At 39.6% G+C, this 15801-nt stretch carries 15 protein-coding genes; 9 read left to right on the top strand and 6 right to left on the bottom strand.

Going from position 1 to position 15801, the window contains the following annotated elements; all coding sequences use genetic code 11:
* The first annotated feature begins 200 nt into the window (after positions 1–200).
* Positions 201–2378 (top strand): TonB-dependent siderophore receptor, encoded by a 2178-nt coding sequence (locus F927_RS08355; protein WP_005083614.1) that lies wholly within the window; start codon positions 201–203, stop codon positions 2376–2378.
* A 70-nt stretch (positions 2379–2448) separates the two neighbouring features.
* On the opposite strand, the gene F927_RS08350 is transcribed toward F927_RS08355, so the two are convergent.
* The 4 genes from F927_RS08350 to miaB are packed head-to-tail and all read right to left on the bottom strand — an operon-like array spanning position 2449 to position 5834.
* Positions 2449–2748 (bottom strand): antibiotic biosynthesis monooxygenase family protein, encoded by a 300-nt coding sequence (locus F927_RS08350; RefSeq protein WP_005083612.1) that lies wholly within the window; start codon positions 2746–2748, stop codon positions 2449–2451.
* Between the two features lie 11 nt (positions 2749–2759).
* Complete coding sequence (ybeY, locus tag F927_RS08345; protein ID WP_005083609.1) at positions 2760–3245, bottom strand: rRNA maturation RNase YbeY; 486 nt, start codon at positions 3243–3245, stop codon at positions 2760–2762.
* Between the two features lie 18 nt (positions 3246–3263).
* Positions 3264–4343, bottom strand: coding sequence for a PhoH family protein (locus F927_RS08340; protein WP_017394568.1), 1080 nt, complete (start codon positions 4341–4343; stop codon positions 3264–3266).
* Between the two features lie 39 nt (positions 4344–4382).
* Entirely contained in the window at positions 4383–5834 is a 1452-nt protein-coding gene (gene miaB, locus F927_RS08335) for a tRNA (N6-isopentenyl adenosine(37)-C2)-methylthiotransferase MiaB (protein ID WP_004637839.1), read from the bottom strand.
* 215 nt (positions 5835–6049) lie between these two features.
* Between miaB and F927_RS08330 the strand changes: the two genes are divergently transcribed.
* From F927_RS08330 to F927_RS08310, 5 genes are all read left to right on the top strand, one after another.
* Positions 6050–8041 (top strand): lytic transglycosylase domain-containing protein, encoded by a 1992-nt coding sequence (locus F927_RS08330; protein ID WP_005083604.1) that lies wholly within the window; start codon positions 6050–6052, stop codon positions 8039–8041.
* Positions 8042–8129: 88 nt separating this feature from the next.
* Positions 8130–9155 carry an IS30-like element ISAba125 family transposase gene (locus F927_RS08325; RefSeq protein ID WP_005100823.1) on the top strand — a complete coding sequence of 342 codons (1026 nt, stop codon included), beginning with the start codon at positions 8130–8132 and terminating at the stop codon, positions 9153–9155.
* Positions 9156–9177: 22 nt separating this feature from the next.
* Entirely contained in the window at positions 9178–9846 is a 669-nt protein-coding gene (locus tag F927_RS08320; protein ID WP_020846387.1) for a ribonuclease T2 family protein, read from the top strand.
* A gap of 169 nt (positions 9847–10015) precedes the next feature.
* A complete protein-coding gene (locus F927_RS08315) occupies positions 10016–11002 on the top strand; it encodes a malate dehydrogenase (protein ID WP_004637843.1) in 987 nt (328 codons plus the stop codon).
* A 154-nt stretch (positions 11003–11156) separates the two neighbouring features.
* The gene (locus F927_RS08310; RefSeq protein ID WP_004637844.1) at positions 11157–11399 is read left to right on the top strand and encodes a DUF2789 family protein; all 243 of its coding nucleotides are present in this window, start codon (positions 11157–11159) and stop codon (positions 11397–11399) included.
* Positions 11400–11430: 31 nt separating this feature from the next.
* Here the strand turns inward: F927_RS08310 and F927_RS08305 are convergent, their stop codons facing one another.
* Together F927_RS08305 and F927_RS08300 are read right to left on the bottom strand one after the other, a co-directional pair.
* On the bottom strand, positions 11431–11958 hold the full coding sequence (locus F927_RS08305) for a hypothetical protein (RefSeq protein ID WP_005083598.1): 528 nt from the start codon (positions 11956–11958) through the stop codon (positions 11431–11433).
* Positions 11959–12050: 92 nt separating this feature from the next.
* Entirely contained in the window at positions 12051–12659 is a 609-nt protein-coding gene (locus tag F927_RS08300) for a 2OG-Fe(II) oxygenase (protein WP_004637846.1), read from the bottom strand.
* Between the two features lie 118 nt (positions 12660–12777).
* Between F927_RS08300 and F927_RS08295 the strand changes: the two genes are divergently transcribed.
* Genes F927_RS08295 through F927_RS08285 form a run of 3 tightly spaced genes read left to right on the top strand, consistent with a single transcriptional unit; the run spans position 12778 to position 15585 of the window.
* A complete protein-coding gene (locus F927_RS08295) occupies positions 12778–13635 on the top strand; it encodes a 23S rRNA (adenine(2030)-N(6))-methyltransferase RlmJ (protein ID WP_005083594.1) in 858 nt (285 codons plus the stop codon).
* Between the two features lie 38 nt (positions 13636–13673).
* Complete coding sequence (pssA, locus tag F927_RS08290) at positions 13674–14507, top strand: CDP-diacylglycerol--serine O-phosphatidyltransferase (RefSeq protein WP_004637848.1); 834 nt, start codon at positions 13674–13676, stop codon at positions 14505–14507.
* A gap of 16 nt (positions 14508–14523) precedes the next feature.
* Positions 14524–15585, top strand: coding sequence for a DUF6670 family protein (locus F927_RS08285; RefSeq protein WP_004637849.1), 1062 nt, complete (start codon positions 14524–14526; stop codon positions 15583–15585).
* The last annotated feature ends 216 nt before the right edge of the window (positions 15586–15801 follow it).

Below are 15801 nucleotides of genomic sequence, written 5' to 3'. Positions count from 1 at the left end.
TCATCTTTTTTAAGTACAAACTTCATAGTCATAGCTGCTTTTGGTTTATAGTTCTTGAATTGATAATAAAAACGATTATCATTCGTCTTGTAATTTCTTTAATTCTCCTTTAGGGCATTCATACATCCTTCTTTAAAATTTCGGGGGGAAGTGGTGTGTGTCTCCAAATGCTCTAAACTTTGTGAAAAGGATATTTTTGCATGCAACACGATTCTGAATTGAGCTTATTTAAAGCACACCCGCTTGTTCTGGCAATGGCAGCAATATTTTTACCCTCATTGACTTCTGCTCAGTCAAATATTGAAAGTACACAAATGCCAACAATTACAGTAAAAGCTAAAGAAAATAATGATGCGACCACTGAAGGTACGGGGAGTTATACAGTAAAAAGTACCAATACAGCGACTAAACTGAATATGTCTTTACGAGAAACACCACAAGCAGTGAAGATATATACTCGGGAATATTTAGATGATCGAAATATTGAGTCGTTTCAAGAGTTAATGAGTAATGTCACAGGAGTAACAGTTTCTCGAACAGATGAACGTCAAAGTTATTTTGCTCGCGGTTTTCAGTTGGATTATCACTTAATCGATGGGATGCCAAGTACATCATCACTTGCAGAAGGTGATTTAGATTTGGGAATTTATGATCGTGTTGAGGTGGTGAAAGGAGCAAATGGTCTTAACTCTGGCGCAGGTAACCCTTCAATGGGGGTAAATATGGTGCGTAAACGAGCGAATGCCACAGAGTTTACAGGCAATGTTAATGCAGCTGTTGGATCATGGAATAATTATACAAGTTCTGCGGATCTTTCGAATTCATTAAATGAGGATGGTTCATTACGTGGTCGCATTTATGTGAAACATTCAGATGAAGATTCCTTCATGGACTACTATTCAAGAGAGCGAAATATTGTTTATGGTGTAATTGATTACGATGTGACTGATAGAACAAATTTATCATTGGCTGCAACCTATCAGGAATTAAAGCGCGATGGAATCCGTTGGGGAGGATTACCAGCTTTTTATAATGATGGGACAAGAACCAAATTTGATCGTTCTTTGACTGTAAGTTCGGATTGGACTTATTGGAACGTTGATACGAAAGCGGTTTTTGCTAACTTGAAACAGAACCTTTTTAATGATGTTGCTTTAAATATTGCTTATTCATACCAACAAAACGATAACCAATCAGCTCTGCTCTATGTCGCAGGTAAAGTCGATAAGGAGACGAACAAAAGCTTAGGGGCTGTGTCTGTATATTCTTCTGATAAGCGGAATGAAGAAAATAACATAGATATGTATATATCAGCACCTTTCACCATCGCCAATCGTAAGCAAGAAATTATATTGGGCGGCTCATGGAATAAAAATGAATTGGTTTATAGCCGTTATGGAACGATTCAGGGAAAAGATAAAGGAACCAATGATTTGGATATTGATCAATGGGAACATTTAGATTTTTCTAATATGAAAACTCAATTGTTAACGCCTATTACTAATCCCAATAAATTGGCTGGAAATGAAACCAGGCAAACAGGATATTACATTGCAGGTAAATTCCAAGTTCTTGATCCATTAAAGATTGTGGCAGGGGCCAGATTGACGAACTGGGAATATAAGTCTGAAGATCATAAAGGTAATCGACAATTTAATGATCAACTCACGCCCTATTTTGGTGTTATTTATGACTTTGCTCAAGATCATTCTCTTTATGCAAGTTATACCGATATTTTCACGCCTCAAAATCGTCGTGAAGAAAATGGGAACTATTTAGACCCAATCATTGGACGGAATTATGAAACAGGAATTAAAAGTGAATGGTTTGGTGGTCATTTAAATACAGCTCTATCTATCTTTAGAATTGAACAAACCAATTTCGCTGAAGCAATTTCAGGTAAGTTCGTTAAGAATGCGCAAGGTATAGATACTTCTGAGCAAGCCTATCGTGGGGTTGATGGCGTTGTAAGTAAAGGGGTGGAGCTCGAAGTTGATGGGGAGATCAATGACAATTGGGCAATCAACTTTGGCATCGCGAACTTTGAAGCAAGAGATGGTAAAGATCAGAAAGTCGCTACAACAAGCGCCCGCACAACATCTAATTTATTCGTTAAATACAAACGTGATCAGTGGAATACGGGTGTTGGGGTAAATTATCGTGGTAAAACCTATACAGGGACTGGAGCAACTTTAATTGAGCAAGATGAGGTTTTCTTATTGAGTGCGATGCTAGGTTATAAAGTTGATCAAAATATCAGTGTGCAACTGAACTTGGATAATTTATTAGATAAAGAATATTTTGATGGTATTGGTGAAAATCGTATGAATTATGGCGCACCACGAAATGCAACATTGACTTTCCGTTATCAATTCTAAAAGTTTAATAAATAAAAAACGGCTGAATTCAGCCGTTTTTTATTGAGTATGTGGATAACTTAAATGTTATTCACAATCCATTTTGACTAGAGTAAGCACGCTCAACTTTGCAAATTTCCACACTAAAGTGTTGGTACCATATTTCTTTACCTAGCCGCTGAGCAACTTGATGTTCAGCGTCTTGTTGCCAATGTCTGATATCTTCATGGTTGTGCCAATAAGACAATGCAATTTCAAAACCATTTTCACTACATGCTTCGAATTTGATACAGTTAAATTGGCTTAAAGCTTTATTTCTCAGCTTTTGTGCCATTTCAGAGTAAGTTGCATCGAGTGTATTGATTGTGGCTTTAAAAATGACAACATACATAAGCGTTTTAACTAGATTTCATCAGCTTGGTAAGGATTGGCAATGTTGAGTTTCTTCAAAATTGCTATTTCTAATGCTTCCATCTCTTCAGCATCAGATTCACTGGTTTCATGGTCATAACCGAGCAAATGCAAAATGCCATGTACCAATAAATGTGTGAAATGATCCATCGGTGTTTTTTGTTGCTCTTCCGCTTCTTGCAAAACCACAGGCATACAAATGACCAAATCACCCAAAGGTTCAGCATCTAGCAAACTTAGCATTTCCTCTGGAATGTCACTTGGAAAAGAAAGTACATTTGTTGGTTTATCTTTTTCCCGATATTGCAGATTGAGTTCATGGCTTTCTGTAAGATCAACACAAGCAATGCCAATTTCACAATCAGCATCGAAACCGACATGACGTAATGCGGTTTCGATGTGTTTTTTGATTTGACCACGTTTCAGTGGTAACTCAGCAGTTTGAAAGCCTTGTTGTAGACTTAAATTAATTTTCAAAATAAACCCTTAATCATCTTAATGCTGTGCATCCGCTTTTTCATCGTTCTCAGCAATTAGAGCTTCTTGCTTGGCTTTCCGTTCGGCGCGAGCTTCAGCTGACAAGCGCTGTTGTTCGCTGTCCCAACCTTCATAAGCTTCTACAATTTTTTGTACTAACTGATGACGAACCACATCGCGAGAGTGGAAGCGGGTAATATGAATTTCGTGTACATTTTCCAGTACACGGAGTGCTTGTGCTAAGCCTGATTGCTGTCCACGTGGTAAGTCAACCTGTGTCACATCACCTGTAATTACAGCACGAGAACCAAAACCTAAGCGTGTGAGGAACATTTTCATTTGTTCAGGTGTGGTGTTTTGCGCTTCGTCTAAAATCACGAATGAATGATTGAGTGTACGCCCTCGCATGTAAGCAAGAGGCGCAACCTCAATCACTTGGCGTTCAATTAGTTTGGCAACTTTCTCAAAACCGAGCATCTCATACAAAGCATCGTATAGTGGGCGCAAATATGGATCGATTTTTTGAGTAAGATCACCGGGCAAGAAACCTAGTTTTTCCCCAGCTTCGACAGCAGGGCGAACCAATAAAATACGTTGAATTTCATTGCGTTCTAACATGTCAACCGCAGCGGCAACCGCTAAGTAAGTTTTACCTGTACCTGCGGGACCAATACCAAAAGAAATATCGCTTTGCAAAATACGTTGTACATAACGCTTTTGGTTAGCGCCGCGAGGATTAATTCGTCCTTTGCGTGTTTGAAAATACACATCTATCGGCGCGTCATATTCATCCAACTCCTCACCCACCAACTCGAAATCACGCTCGGATTGTGAGGATTGAATCATGAGATGTAACAGATCAGCACTGATTTGTTGTGATGTTTCAGACTCTTGATAGAGCCGTTGCAATAATGCTTCGGCTCTTTCGACCGTTTCTATATCACCATCGAGATAGAACGCATCTCCTCGGTGAGTAATTTTGACATCTAAACGTTGTTCGATTTGTTTTAAATGCCCGTTATATGCACCGAGCATGCTTTTTAAGCGTTCCATGGAAATCTCAGGGAACATTACTGTACGTCGAATCGCTGCAGTCAAGAGAAGCCCTTTTTGTTGACTTATAAGAATACCTCTACATTACGCCACGTCAGGTTCAAGATTCAAGAGTTCACCATAAACTAAATTTAAAGTTTTAATTTCAGTAATCTCGATTTCAGCAAAACGACCGACCCAAGCTGCATCGCCTATAAATGTAACCAGACGAGTATTATCAGCTGTCCCAATCAAGATATTTGGATCTTTATCAGATACTTTCTCAATTAAGACACGTTCGATCTTACCGAGCATGGCATCAGTTTTATCGATGCTTGAGCGTTTAATCACCTCTTGAACTTGTGCAAGACGATCCTTTTTCACTTGTTCAGGTGTGTCATCTGGAAGATCAGAGGCAGGTGTCCCCGGACGTTTTGAATAAACAAAACTATAAGAGTGATCAAAGTCTAAATCTTTAATGAATTGTAGGGTTTCTGCGAAATGTTGATCCGTTTCACCAGGAAAGCCAATAATGAAGTCACTTGATAAATGCATATCAGGACGTACTTTGCGTAACTTGGCTATTTTATCGATATAGACATCAATGGTGTGGTTACGTTTCATGGCTTGCAATACGTCGTTTGAGCCACTTTGTACAGGTAAGTGCAAATGCGAAACCATTTGCGGTAAATCACGATAACATTGAATCAACTCATCTGAAAACTCAAGTGGGTGAGAAGTGGTATAACGTAAACGTCCAATACCTGGAATTTCTGCCACTAAGCGAAGTAATTCTGGGAATGTACAAATTCCGCCTTCAAAAGTTTCACCACGATAACCATTTACGTTTTGACCAAGTAGGCTGATTTCACGAACACCTTTTTCAGCCAACCCAGCGATTTCTGCTAGAACATCATCTAATGGTCGTGAAACTTCTTCACCACGAGTATATGGTACCACGCAGAAAGAACAGTATTTTGAACAGCCTTCCATAATCGAAACAAATGCTTTAAAGCCTTCGACGCGAGGTTCTGGTAAGAAGTCAAATTTTTCAATATCAGGGAAGGAGATATCGACCAGTTTAATTTTTTCTTTCTTTGGTTTTTCAACTTGCGCTTGATGTTGATCTAACATTTGCGGCAAACGGTGCAAGGTTTGCGGACCAAATACCATATCGACATAAGGCGCACGTTTTTGAATGTTGTCACCCTCTTGAGAGGCAACACAACCACCGACACCAATCACGAGGTCAGGATTTTTCTCTTTAAGTTTGCGCCAACGGCCGAGTCCACTAAATACTTTTTCTTGCGCTTTTTCACGAATAGAGCAAGTATTCATTAAAAGGATGTCAGCTTCATTTGGATTGTCAGTGAGCACATAGCCATGTGAATCACCTAACAAATCTGCCATACGATGACTGTCATACTCATTCATCTGACACCCTTGCGTTTCAATATATAACTTCTTCATTGAAACATCAGCGGTGTGCATTGGCTGGGTAACAGTGTTTTCTGAGGCAGCGTGTGTCGCACTTGGAATGAATGTTTGAACCGTCATGCAGGCTCCTAAACAAGATGGGTTTAAATAAACGGCGGATTATAACAGTATTTTTGTCAGAACGCAGAGAATAAAAAACTGACAAAAATGGACAGTTTGTGAATAAAATTGTATGCATTTTAATGAATATGAATCAGTAAGTTACATAACACAACAATAGTGGAAAGCTAGACTTATTACACTATATCACTAGGGTGAATAGAGCATATTGATTGATGAAGATGAAAAAGCAACGTGATTTGATAACAATGGATGCTAAAAAAGTGAAGTATAAGAACAGTTTCCGTTATTTTTTCGCAGTGGGAGGTATGTTCGCATGTTCATCCCTATACGCTTTAGATATTCAATTCAATGATGCTTTGCGTGCGGCAAATGCCAGTAATATAGCTTTACTCGATCAATTCCAAGAACAAATGCAGAATGATGTATTGGGGTATTACCCTGAATACTGGAAACTCAATACCAATTTAGCCTCACAGCCTGCCTCTGCCATTATTAGTTTTGCTCAACGCTACCCACAATCAGCAATGGCTGAAAAGTTGGCTGCTGACTATGTTGAAGAAAAAGTGAAATACGCCAGCTTTGCTGAAGCCAAGCCCGTACTCAGTTATGTCACAAACCCTGATCAAGCAGAAAGCTGTGCTGTTGCCCAAGTTCGAGCACAAACAGGAGATAGCCTTGTTTTTGCAGAGTACAAAGACATTTGGTTAACCACCACGACACAACCTGAATCATGTAATGGTTTAGGGCGATTGATGCTGGCTAGCCCGTTGATGACCGCGCAAGATCGCCAACATCGCTTGTGGTCACAACTACGTGCGGGGCAATCTGGCTTTGCGATCACCACAGCACAATCAATGGGGCTGAATTTATCGCTTGCACAGCTCAATCAGATTCAAGCCAATCCATTGGGCTATCTGTGGAGTGCAGCTAAAAACAACGACGCAGATTATGCATATTTGATTTTTGCTTTGGGGCGGGTCGCGGATAGTGATCTAACCAATGCATTGGCGAATCTTCCTCGTGCGCTTCAAGATACGCCACAAGCTGTACAACAATATCTATATCGTACAGTCGGTTATGTGGGCGGTACGACTGTGATGAAAAATGGTTTTAATCGTGAAGTATTAACTGCATTTGATCAAAGCTATGGTTATCCCTTTAGTCCTGAAGAAGCCGAAATTTATGCAAGACAATCCATTCGATTTGGTTCTTGGGAAAGTCTGATTCGGGCAATAGATGCGATGTCTGTGACGCAAAAACAAGAAGATCGTTGGCAGTATTGGTTAGCAAGAGCGTCTGAGCAACGTGCCGATGCTGCGTCTAAGCAAGCAGCACAGCAGATTTATCGTAAATTGGCTCAAGCTGGTGATGATTATCATCATTTGTTGGCCAAAGACCGTTTGGGCCAGCGTTATCACCATCAACCATTTAATGAGCAACCCTCTGCCCAAGATACGCAACGACTTAATCAAAATATCCATTTTAGACGTGCATTTACCCTTAGAGAAATTAATGCACCAGCCCAATATATCAATCGTGAGTGGAATTGGGCAGTACGCCAAGCTTATTTACAGCAAGATGATGGTTTGATTCTCGCTGCTGCAAAACGCGCGCATGATATGGGATGGTATGATCGGGCAATTTATGCTGCTGATCGTACGACCACCCGTCACAACGATACCTATCGATTTGCTACACCTCATCGTGCGAATGTCACGAGCCATAGCAATAATGCAGGTGTAGATCCTGCTTGGGCATATGGTTTAATGCGCCAAGAAAGTCGTTTTGTCACCACAGCACGTTCTCATGTCGGTGCTGGTGGTTTGATGCAGATCATGCCAAATACCGCAAAGTTAATTGCGCGACAAATGGGTGAAACCTACAATCCAGCTGCGCTGAGTGAAATGAATACCAATATTCGTTATGGTACTTTCTATCTTTCAATGATTCAGGGGCAACTCAGCGGCAATGCAGTGCTGGCTACTGCGGGTTATAACGCAGGTCCTAATCGAGCACGACGTTGGCAGCCTGACAATCAACCTTTGGCGGCAGATCAATACACAGAATCGATTCCATTGTTGGAAACACGTGACTATGTCAAACATGTCATGACCAATGCGACGCATTATGGTGTGGTATTGGGGCAAGGGCCACAGTCCCTAGAGAAAAGGATGGGTGTGATTCCTGTGCGAAATAGCCCTTGAAATATAAGCTGATATTAAATTTGAAGTCATGAAGGGCAGAGTAAAACTTGAAGTGCGACATAAACCACCTAATTAATTTAAAGGGTTTATGGAGTATATAAAATTGTCATACCATCATCTTAACTTTGAAGATCGTACTGCATTAATGCTTGAGTCAAGAAAAGAAGGCTTTTCAGCCAGAAAATTTGCTGAACTCATTAAAAGACATCCTAGTACGATCTATCGTGAGCTTAAAAGAAATAGCATCAATGACGTTTATCAAGCTCAATATGCTTCTGATAACACCTTCGCTAGACGTAGACGTGGTCACAGAAAACTCAAAATCGATTCAATCCTCTGGAAATTTATTGTTGAAGCGATCCGTTGTTTATGGTCTCCTCAGCAAATAGCAAAGCGTTTAAAGACATTTCCTGATTTGGATCAAACAATGAATGTAAGCCATACAACGATTTATTCAACGATACGAGCATTACCAAAGGGTGAGTTGAAAAAAGACTTATTATCCTGTCTGCGTCATGAAAATAAAAAGCGAAAAGCTAACGGTGAACCTAAAAAAGATTCTATATTACAGGATATTAAAACTATTCATGAGCGCCCAGCCGAAGTTCAAGAAAGAAAAATACCGGGTCATTGGGAAGCTGATTTAATTAAAGGTAAAGACAATAAAAGTTCGATAGCAACACTTATTGAACGAAATACACGGCTCTGTATCTTGGCAACATTACCTGATGCAAAGGCAGAATCAGTGCGCAAGGCTTTAACTGAAGCTCTGAAATATTTACCTGCAGAACTGCGTAAAACGTTGACCTATGACCGTGGACGCGAGATGGCAGAACATAAAATACTTGAAGAAGATTTAGGCATAGATGTATATTTCTGTGACCCACATTCACCCTGGCAAAAAGGCACATGCGAAAATATGAATGGTTTAATTAGGCAATATTTACCTAAAGGGATTGATTTAAATCAGGCAGATCAGCATTATTTAAATCAAGTTGCCATGTCACTGAATACTCGTCCTAGAAAAGCGTTAGATTGGCTTACACCATTAGAGAAATTTGCTCAGCTTGTTGATTATCATAAGACTTTTCAAACTGTCGCACCTCATGTTTGAATTCGCCAAGTTTTGGTATTTGATGAAATCAATAGATTTTTTAAAACGACGGTTTACAAGGTGGGTACAGGCTTTAGGCTGTATGCTTGTGCTTTCGTTTGCCTCATCATTATATGCTGCGAGTAACCAAAATCTCGCGGGCTATATTTTACATGTAGAAATGACGCCAGCGGTATGTGCTTTAGATTCATCAAAACAAAAACAACGTAAGTGTTTGGAAGGTTATTCTTTAACAATTTCAAGTTTATTGCCAGAAGTTCCAGTCAATCGGAACTGCGAAACAAAATCATCAGCCGCATTATCTCCATTGCAATCGACCGTGGTCGCACGTGTCATGCCGAATGAAACTGAGCGGGTACAACTTTGGCAAAATGTTGGAGGTTGTGTCCCGATGAATGCGAGCCAATATTATAGAACGATTATTAATTTCGCTGAACGTTTAAAGATACCTGCTGATCTGACCAGTCAAAACACGATTAGTGTACAAAAAGAAAATCTGAGACAACAATTTACTAAATTAAATCCCTCTTTACCTGCAAATGGTATTCGTTTTAGTTGCCAATCTTCACGATCAGACTCCATTTTGACCGAGATCCGAGTGTGTTATCACAAAAATGGGCAGTATAAACAATGTGCAAGTCATGTTGTGACAGGTTGCCCAAGTGAATTTACAATTAAGGGTAGCTATTAACTTTTCTAGCTGCACTTAATTTGTATTTTCTATCAGACTTTTGTTGAAATTCATTCTCTTTTATATGCATATGCTGCTGCTTTAGAGTACAATCTTTGCCGTTTATGATGATTTGACTGGATAGAATCACTATCTAGTCCAATTAAGGACCCTCATTGGAGACAATTACATGAAGCAACCCGTTCGTGTTGCCGTTACAGGCGCTGCAGGTCAAATTGGTTATAGCTTATTATTCCGTATCGCAAGCGGTGAAATGCTTGGTAAAGATCAACCTGTAATTTTACAATTGCTTGAAGTTCCTGTTGAGAAAGCCCAACAAGCGCTTAAAGGCGTAATGATGGAGTTAGACGACTGTGCTTTCCCATTATTGGCAGGCATGATCGGAACTGATGATCCTAAAGTTGCATTCAAAGATGCTGACTATGCATTATTAGTTGGTTCTCGTCCACGTGGTCCTGGTATGGAACGTGCTGACTTATTGAAAGTAAACGGTGAAATCTTCATCGGTCAAGGTCAAGCATTAAACGAAGTTGCTAGCCGTAATGTAAAAGTATTGGTTGTAGGTAACCCTGCAAATACAAATGCTTACATTGCAATGAACTCTGCTCCAGATCTTCCTGCGAAAAACTTCACAGCGATGTTACGTCTTGACCACAACCGTGCGTTGACTCAAGTTGCTCAAAAAGCTGGTGTTGCTGTTGCTGATATCGAAAAATTAACGGTTTGGGGTAACCACTCTCCAACGATGTATGCTGACTACCGTTTTGCGACTGCAAATGGTGAAAGCTTAAAAGACAAAATCAACGATGCTGAGTGGAATAAGGATGTATTCCTTCCAACAGTTGGTAAGCGTGGTGCTGCGATCATCGAGGCGCGTGGTTTGTCTTCTGCTGCTTCTGCTGCAAATGCTGCAATCGATCATATGCGTGACTGGGCATTGGGTACAAACGGCAAATGGGTAACTATGGGTATCCCATCTGACGGTTCATATGGTATTCCAGAAGGCGTTATGTTCGGTTTCCCTGTAACAACTGAAAACGGCGAATACAAAATCGTTCAAGGTTTAGAAATTGATGAGTTCAGCCGTGAGCGTATTAACTTCACGTTGAACGAACTTGAAGAAGAGCGTGCAGCAATTGCTGATATGCTAAAATAATTTATCACTGATAAATTAAAAAATGCCCCCGATTGGGGGCATTTTTATTGTGTAGGAACCACACAAAAAACAACAAGAAAACAAAGTGCTTCACTGCAATAGTGCGTGCTTTATTGATACATTAAAAGAAGAAAAAAGCTAAGGGAGAATAAACATGTTTGAACAACAACCTACACTAGAACTGTTATTTGAACAGCTTGGGTTAGAAGCGGATGAAGCGGCTATGGAGCTTTTTATCCAAACGCATCAATTACGTGCCGAGGAAAAACTGCATGAAGCTGATTTTTGGAGTGCAGGGCAGCGAGATTTTTTAAAAAGTCATTGGGAAAAAGATGATGAATGGGCGATAGTGATTGATGAGTTAAATCAACAATTGCATGTAGACAGCACGGAATAATCATAAAAAAGTAAATAAAGCTCACAAATCATTAGTGAGCTTTATTACGTAGAAGTGTTTTAAACCAAGCTTCTTGTCGTACTTGATCGAAAGCAGGGTGGGCTTGAAGCAATTCAAGATCATGATCTAAGCAAGACACATATTTTTTCAACCAATGTCGAGTAAGTGCATATTCTTGCTTTACAACAGATGCATAGGCGAGAAAGAAATAAATGTCTAAGTGATCATGATGTGCTAAAGGTTTTAAGATCTGTTGTGTAATCAAAGCGAAACGTTGTTCTTTGTTGAGCTCAAAATAAATCATATATGCTTTAGCTAAATACAATGACAAACTCAAATACAAGCTTAAAGGCATCTCTTCGTGTTCAATACGCGCTTGTTCAAGTAATACAATTGCTTCTTGTAGAAAATGTAATTGTTCCTGACGAACATGGCTGAGCATCACTAACTGCAAACGTAAGTCCGCACGTTCTAAAGCAAGCTCGGGGGTGTTGCCACTTAAATAAAGTTGGTCTGTTTCCCCAATCCGAGAAATTACCTGTTTGGTTTCATTCGACATGCATTGATCCACAAAAATCGTCAGTTAGGTAGCTTATATAAGGTTGTTTTGAGAAATTTAAAGGTTTAGTGTCCCTTGATATTCATTCGATCCTAATTATTCCAAATAGAATTTCCACTTCTTAACCATGCAGTAATAGAGAGACGCTGTTGTTTGGAGAGAAGAACTTCATGCAATATATCGCTTTGGAAAATAGCAAGGCGATTGGGTGTAGGTTGAATGATATGCCACTCCCCATTCTTATCCTGTAAACGCAATTGACCACCCCAGTCTTCCTGCCAATGTTCGTGTAGATAGAAAACAGTTGAAATCATTCGATCATTTTTTAATTGCGGATTATCGCGATGTAACGCGTAAAACTCACCTGCGTTATAGCAAGCAAAATGTGCTTCTACTTCTTTAATCCCGAGATAGAATGCTTGATTTAAGGTTTGAGATAAGCTTTGTAAGGTCTTGATGTGTTGTTGTGCGATGGGCAGTTGATGATCAATCCATAAAATGTGGTCGCTTCGAATATGACTGACAACGCCATTCTGTATTCCCGCTGCTCGAAACTCCTCCAGATGAAGACTACATTCTTGAACCAGATCGATTATATATTCTTTAGGGTACGCGTCATTCACTAAAGCAAAACCAGACGTATTTAAATCATCTAAAATTTGATCAATATTCCAAGATGTAGGAAGAGAGGTGGATTGCATACAGCTCCAGTTAACATTCATTTGATTACAGTACAATTTTGGCTGATCACATCAACGCTAAAGAATAGCCTTTATTTTCATGATAAACTATCCTTTGAATTGAGGAATAATTGTCAACATGAATTACCGTCACCATTTCCATGCAGGTAACTTTGCCGATGTTATGAAGCATGTGCTTTTGCTTCAACTGCTTAATCGTTTAAATGCTAAAGATAAGCCATATCGATATATCGATACCCATGGTGGGGCAGGTAAATATGACTTATCTCTTGCACCAGCACAAAAGTCTGGTGAGTTTTTAACAGGGATCCATCGTCTCGTACAGTTGGGCGAGATAGAAAAGCGTCAAGCACCTGAGGGTGTGCAAGAATATTTGAAACTAGTTGAAAGTTTACGTGCCGAAGAGGGCAAAGGTAGTTACCCGGGTTCCCCGTGGTTTGCTTTGCAAGGAATGCGTGAAATTGATAAGGCAACTGTTTTTGAAATGCAGCGTGATGTGTTTCAACAGCTACGCCAAAATATCCGTGATAAACGCATGGGTTTACATGAGCGAGATGCTTATGAAGGTTTGCTCGGCGTTATCCCACCAAAAGAAAAACGTGGGTTGGTCATGATTGATCCACCATATGAACTAGAGCGTAAAGATTTCCCACAATTAGTCGAATTGCTCCAAGCTGCTCATAAAAAATGGCCGACTGGTGTGTTTGCTGTATGGTATCCAATTAAAGATCGCGCCATGATTGAACGTTTCGAAAAGAAAATGTTTAAAACAGGCATTCGCCGCCAATTGGTTTGCGAAATCTGTGTATGGCCTGATGATACACCTGTGGGGCTAAATGGTTGCGGGCTTTTAGTGATTAACCCACCTTGGAAATTTTCGGAAGATGCAGATCAAGCATTACAATGGTTATTTCCACATTTGCGTATGCAAGAAATTGGCGGTCATGCCGCAGTGCGTTGGTTGGTGGGTGAATAACCCATCAACATCAAGATATTGTTGAGGAATTGAAAATAATGACAAATTCTCTGAAACCTGATTCTGATTTAAATAAAGATGGTCGAACTTTCGATGGCATTACATTTGAAGTGGAAGAGGAAGAGCATACGCAGGAAGGGCAAAAAGTAAAACGTCGTGGAATTTATTTGTGGCCGAATTTAATTACAACAGCGGCGCTTCTATCTGGTTTTTATTCCATCATTGCGAGTATGAATGGTAATTTTAATCAAGCGATTTATGCAATCTTTTTAGCTGCATTGTTGGATGGTTTAGATGGGCGTGTTGCACGTGCAATCGGGGCGCAGAGTGCCTTTGGTGAACAATACGACTCATTATCTGATCTGCTTGCTTTTGGTGTTGCGCCTGCAATTTTGATGTATAGCTGGAGTTTACACGATCTTGGGCGTATAGGGTTGGCATGTTGTTTTATCTATACCGCTTGTGCAGCTTTCCGTTTAGCTCGTTTCAATGTACAGATTGGTGTGGTCGATAAGCGTTATTTTATTGGTATTGCAAGTCCACTCGCTGCTGTAGCTGTGATTTCGATGGTGTGGGTCGGGCGTGATTTTCCATTTATTTTTGATTTAAAAGACATTGTGATTCAAATTATTAATGCCGCTGTCATGGTTGGTATAGGTTTGCTCATGATTTCAAATATTAAGTATTACTCATTTAAACAAATGGACCGTAAGCGTGTACCTTTTGTTGTGATGTTGCCCGTGGTCTTGATTTTTGCAGCGATCACGTACAACATTCCAGTAGGGATATTGACAGTTTGTATTATTTATATCCTCTCTGGATTTGTAACGACTTTGTTGGCGAAAAAGAATGATTCAAAAATAACAACTTAAAAAATGGAGGTTCAGTATGCCAATATTGATCAGTAATAATCAATTAAAGCAGCTGAACCTCAATAAGTCAGATGCTCTAATCTTCTATCCACCTAAAGGTTTGTTTAAAATCGTTTATCAGGCATTGATCCTGCCGAATCTTCCAGCGCCCTTCCATTATCTGAATTTTATCAGCCTCATTGGACAGCCACGCATTCCGGTTTGCTATAACGCGAGTGCAGTAATGACAACCGCAATTGATACAGCAACCGTATTGGTGAGCAGTAGTGTAGCAACGGTCGGGCATCTTAAAAGTTATAGCGCAAAAGATCAGTGCCAATTTGATGTTGATCGTTATCAATTTTTAAATATTGATCATATCCATGTTGATGCACCCAACTATTATTTTAAGCGCTTTGATGATGAACTTAGTTGTGAATTAAAAGTAAACACATTTGCTGAAGTTGAAAATCACTCTGCGTTACAATGGGGAGTTGCTGATTATTGGTATACACGATGTCAATGCGAAGGGGAACTGGTATATAAAAAACAAAAATATCAAATCGCAGCACAAGGGGTTTTAAAACATGCTCGCGCTGTACATTTACCTTTTATTGCATTTCACTTCTTTACCTATCAAATTATTCAAGTCCATGCTGAATTGCAAATTATTCTCACAGAGTTAAGAAATCAATGGAATCAGATTATTTTTACTCGAATAGAAGTTCAATATGATCAACAACCAAGCATACTTTACAATCAAAATGTGAGTTTTGATGTTATGCGAGTTTATCCAAAAGTACGAACGCCAAATGGACGTGATATGTACTTAGCACGAGAATTTATTTGGCAGTACCAGCAAGGTGATCAGATTGTTTTTCAATTACATGGTCAAAGTCGTGGTGATTATAAATTTGGATTAGCTGCAGGTTATGTCGGAAGTTTTAACTATCAGCTTTTTTGGAATAATGAGGCGTATCAAGGATCAGGTTATTGTGAATACATTGATTGTCGACCTTTACATTGGCAAGAAAAAAATAAAACCGAGCAAATAATAGATAAAATTCCACATTTTCAGCCCTATTTGTGCAAGAAGTAGACAGTCGTTCTGGTAAATGTGAAAAACCTCTTGCAACTCATTCCTAATCCTCTATAATGCACATCCATCGGCGGTGATGCAGATAAAAACTTGTTGATAAACAAGGATTTGGCTTTAGTGGTTAGATTTTTGGGTTGTTTGATAAGTTTTAAAAATATCTAAATTACCTGTTGACTTTTAAGAGATTGAGAGTAATATAGCCGACCTAGCTTGATG

The sequence above is a fragment of the Acinetobacter haemolyticus CIP 64.3 = MTCC 9819 genome, assembly GCF_000369065.1.
GTDB classification, from domain to species: Bacteria; Pseudomonadota; Gammaproteobacteria; order Pseudomonadales; family Moraxellaceae; genus Acinetobacter; species Acinetobacter haemolyticus.
The sequence above is the reverse complement of the archived record's forward strand: the minus strand, read 5'-3'. Positions and strand labels throughout refer to the sequence as shown.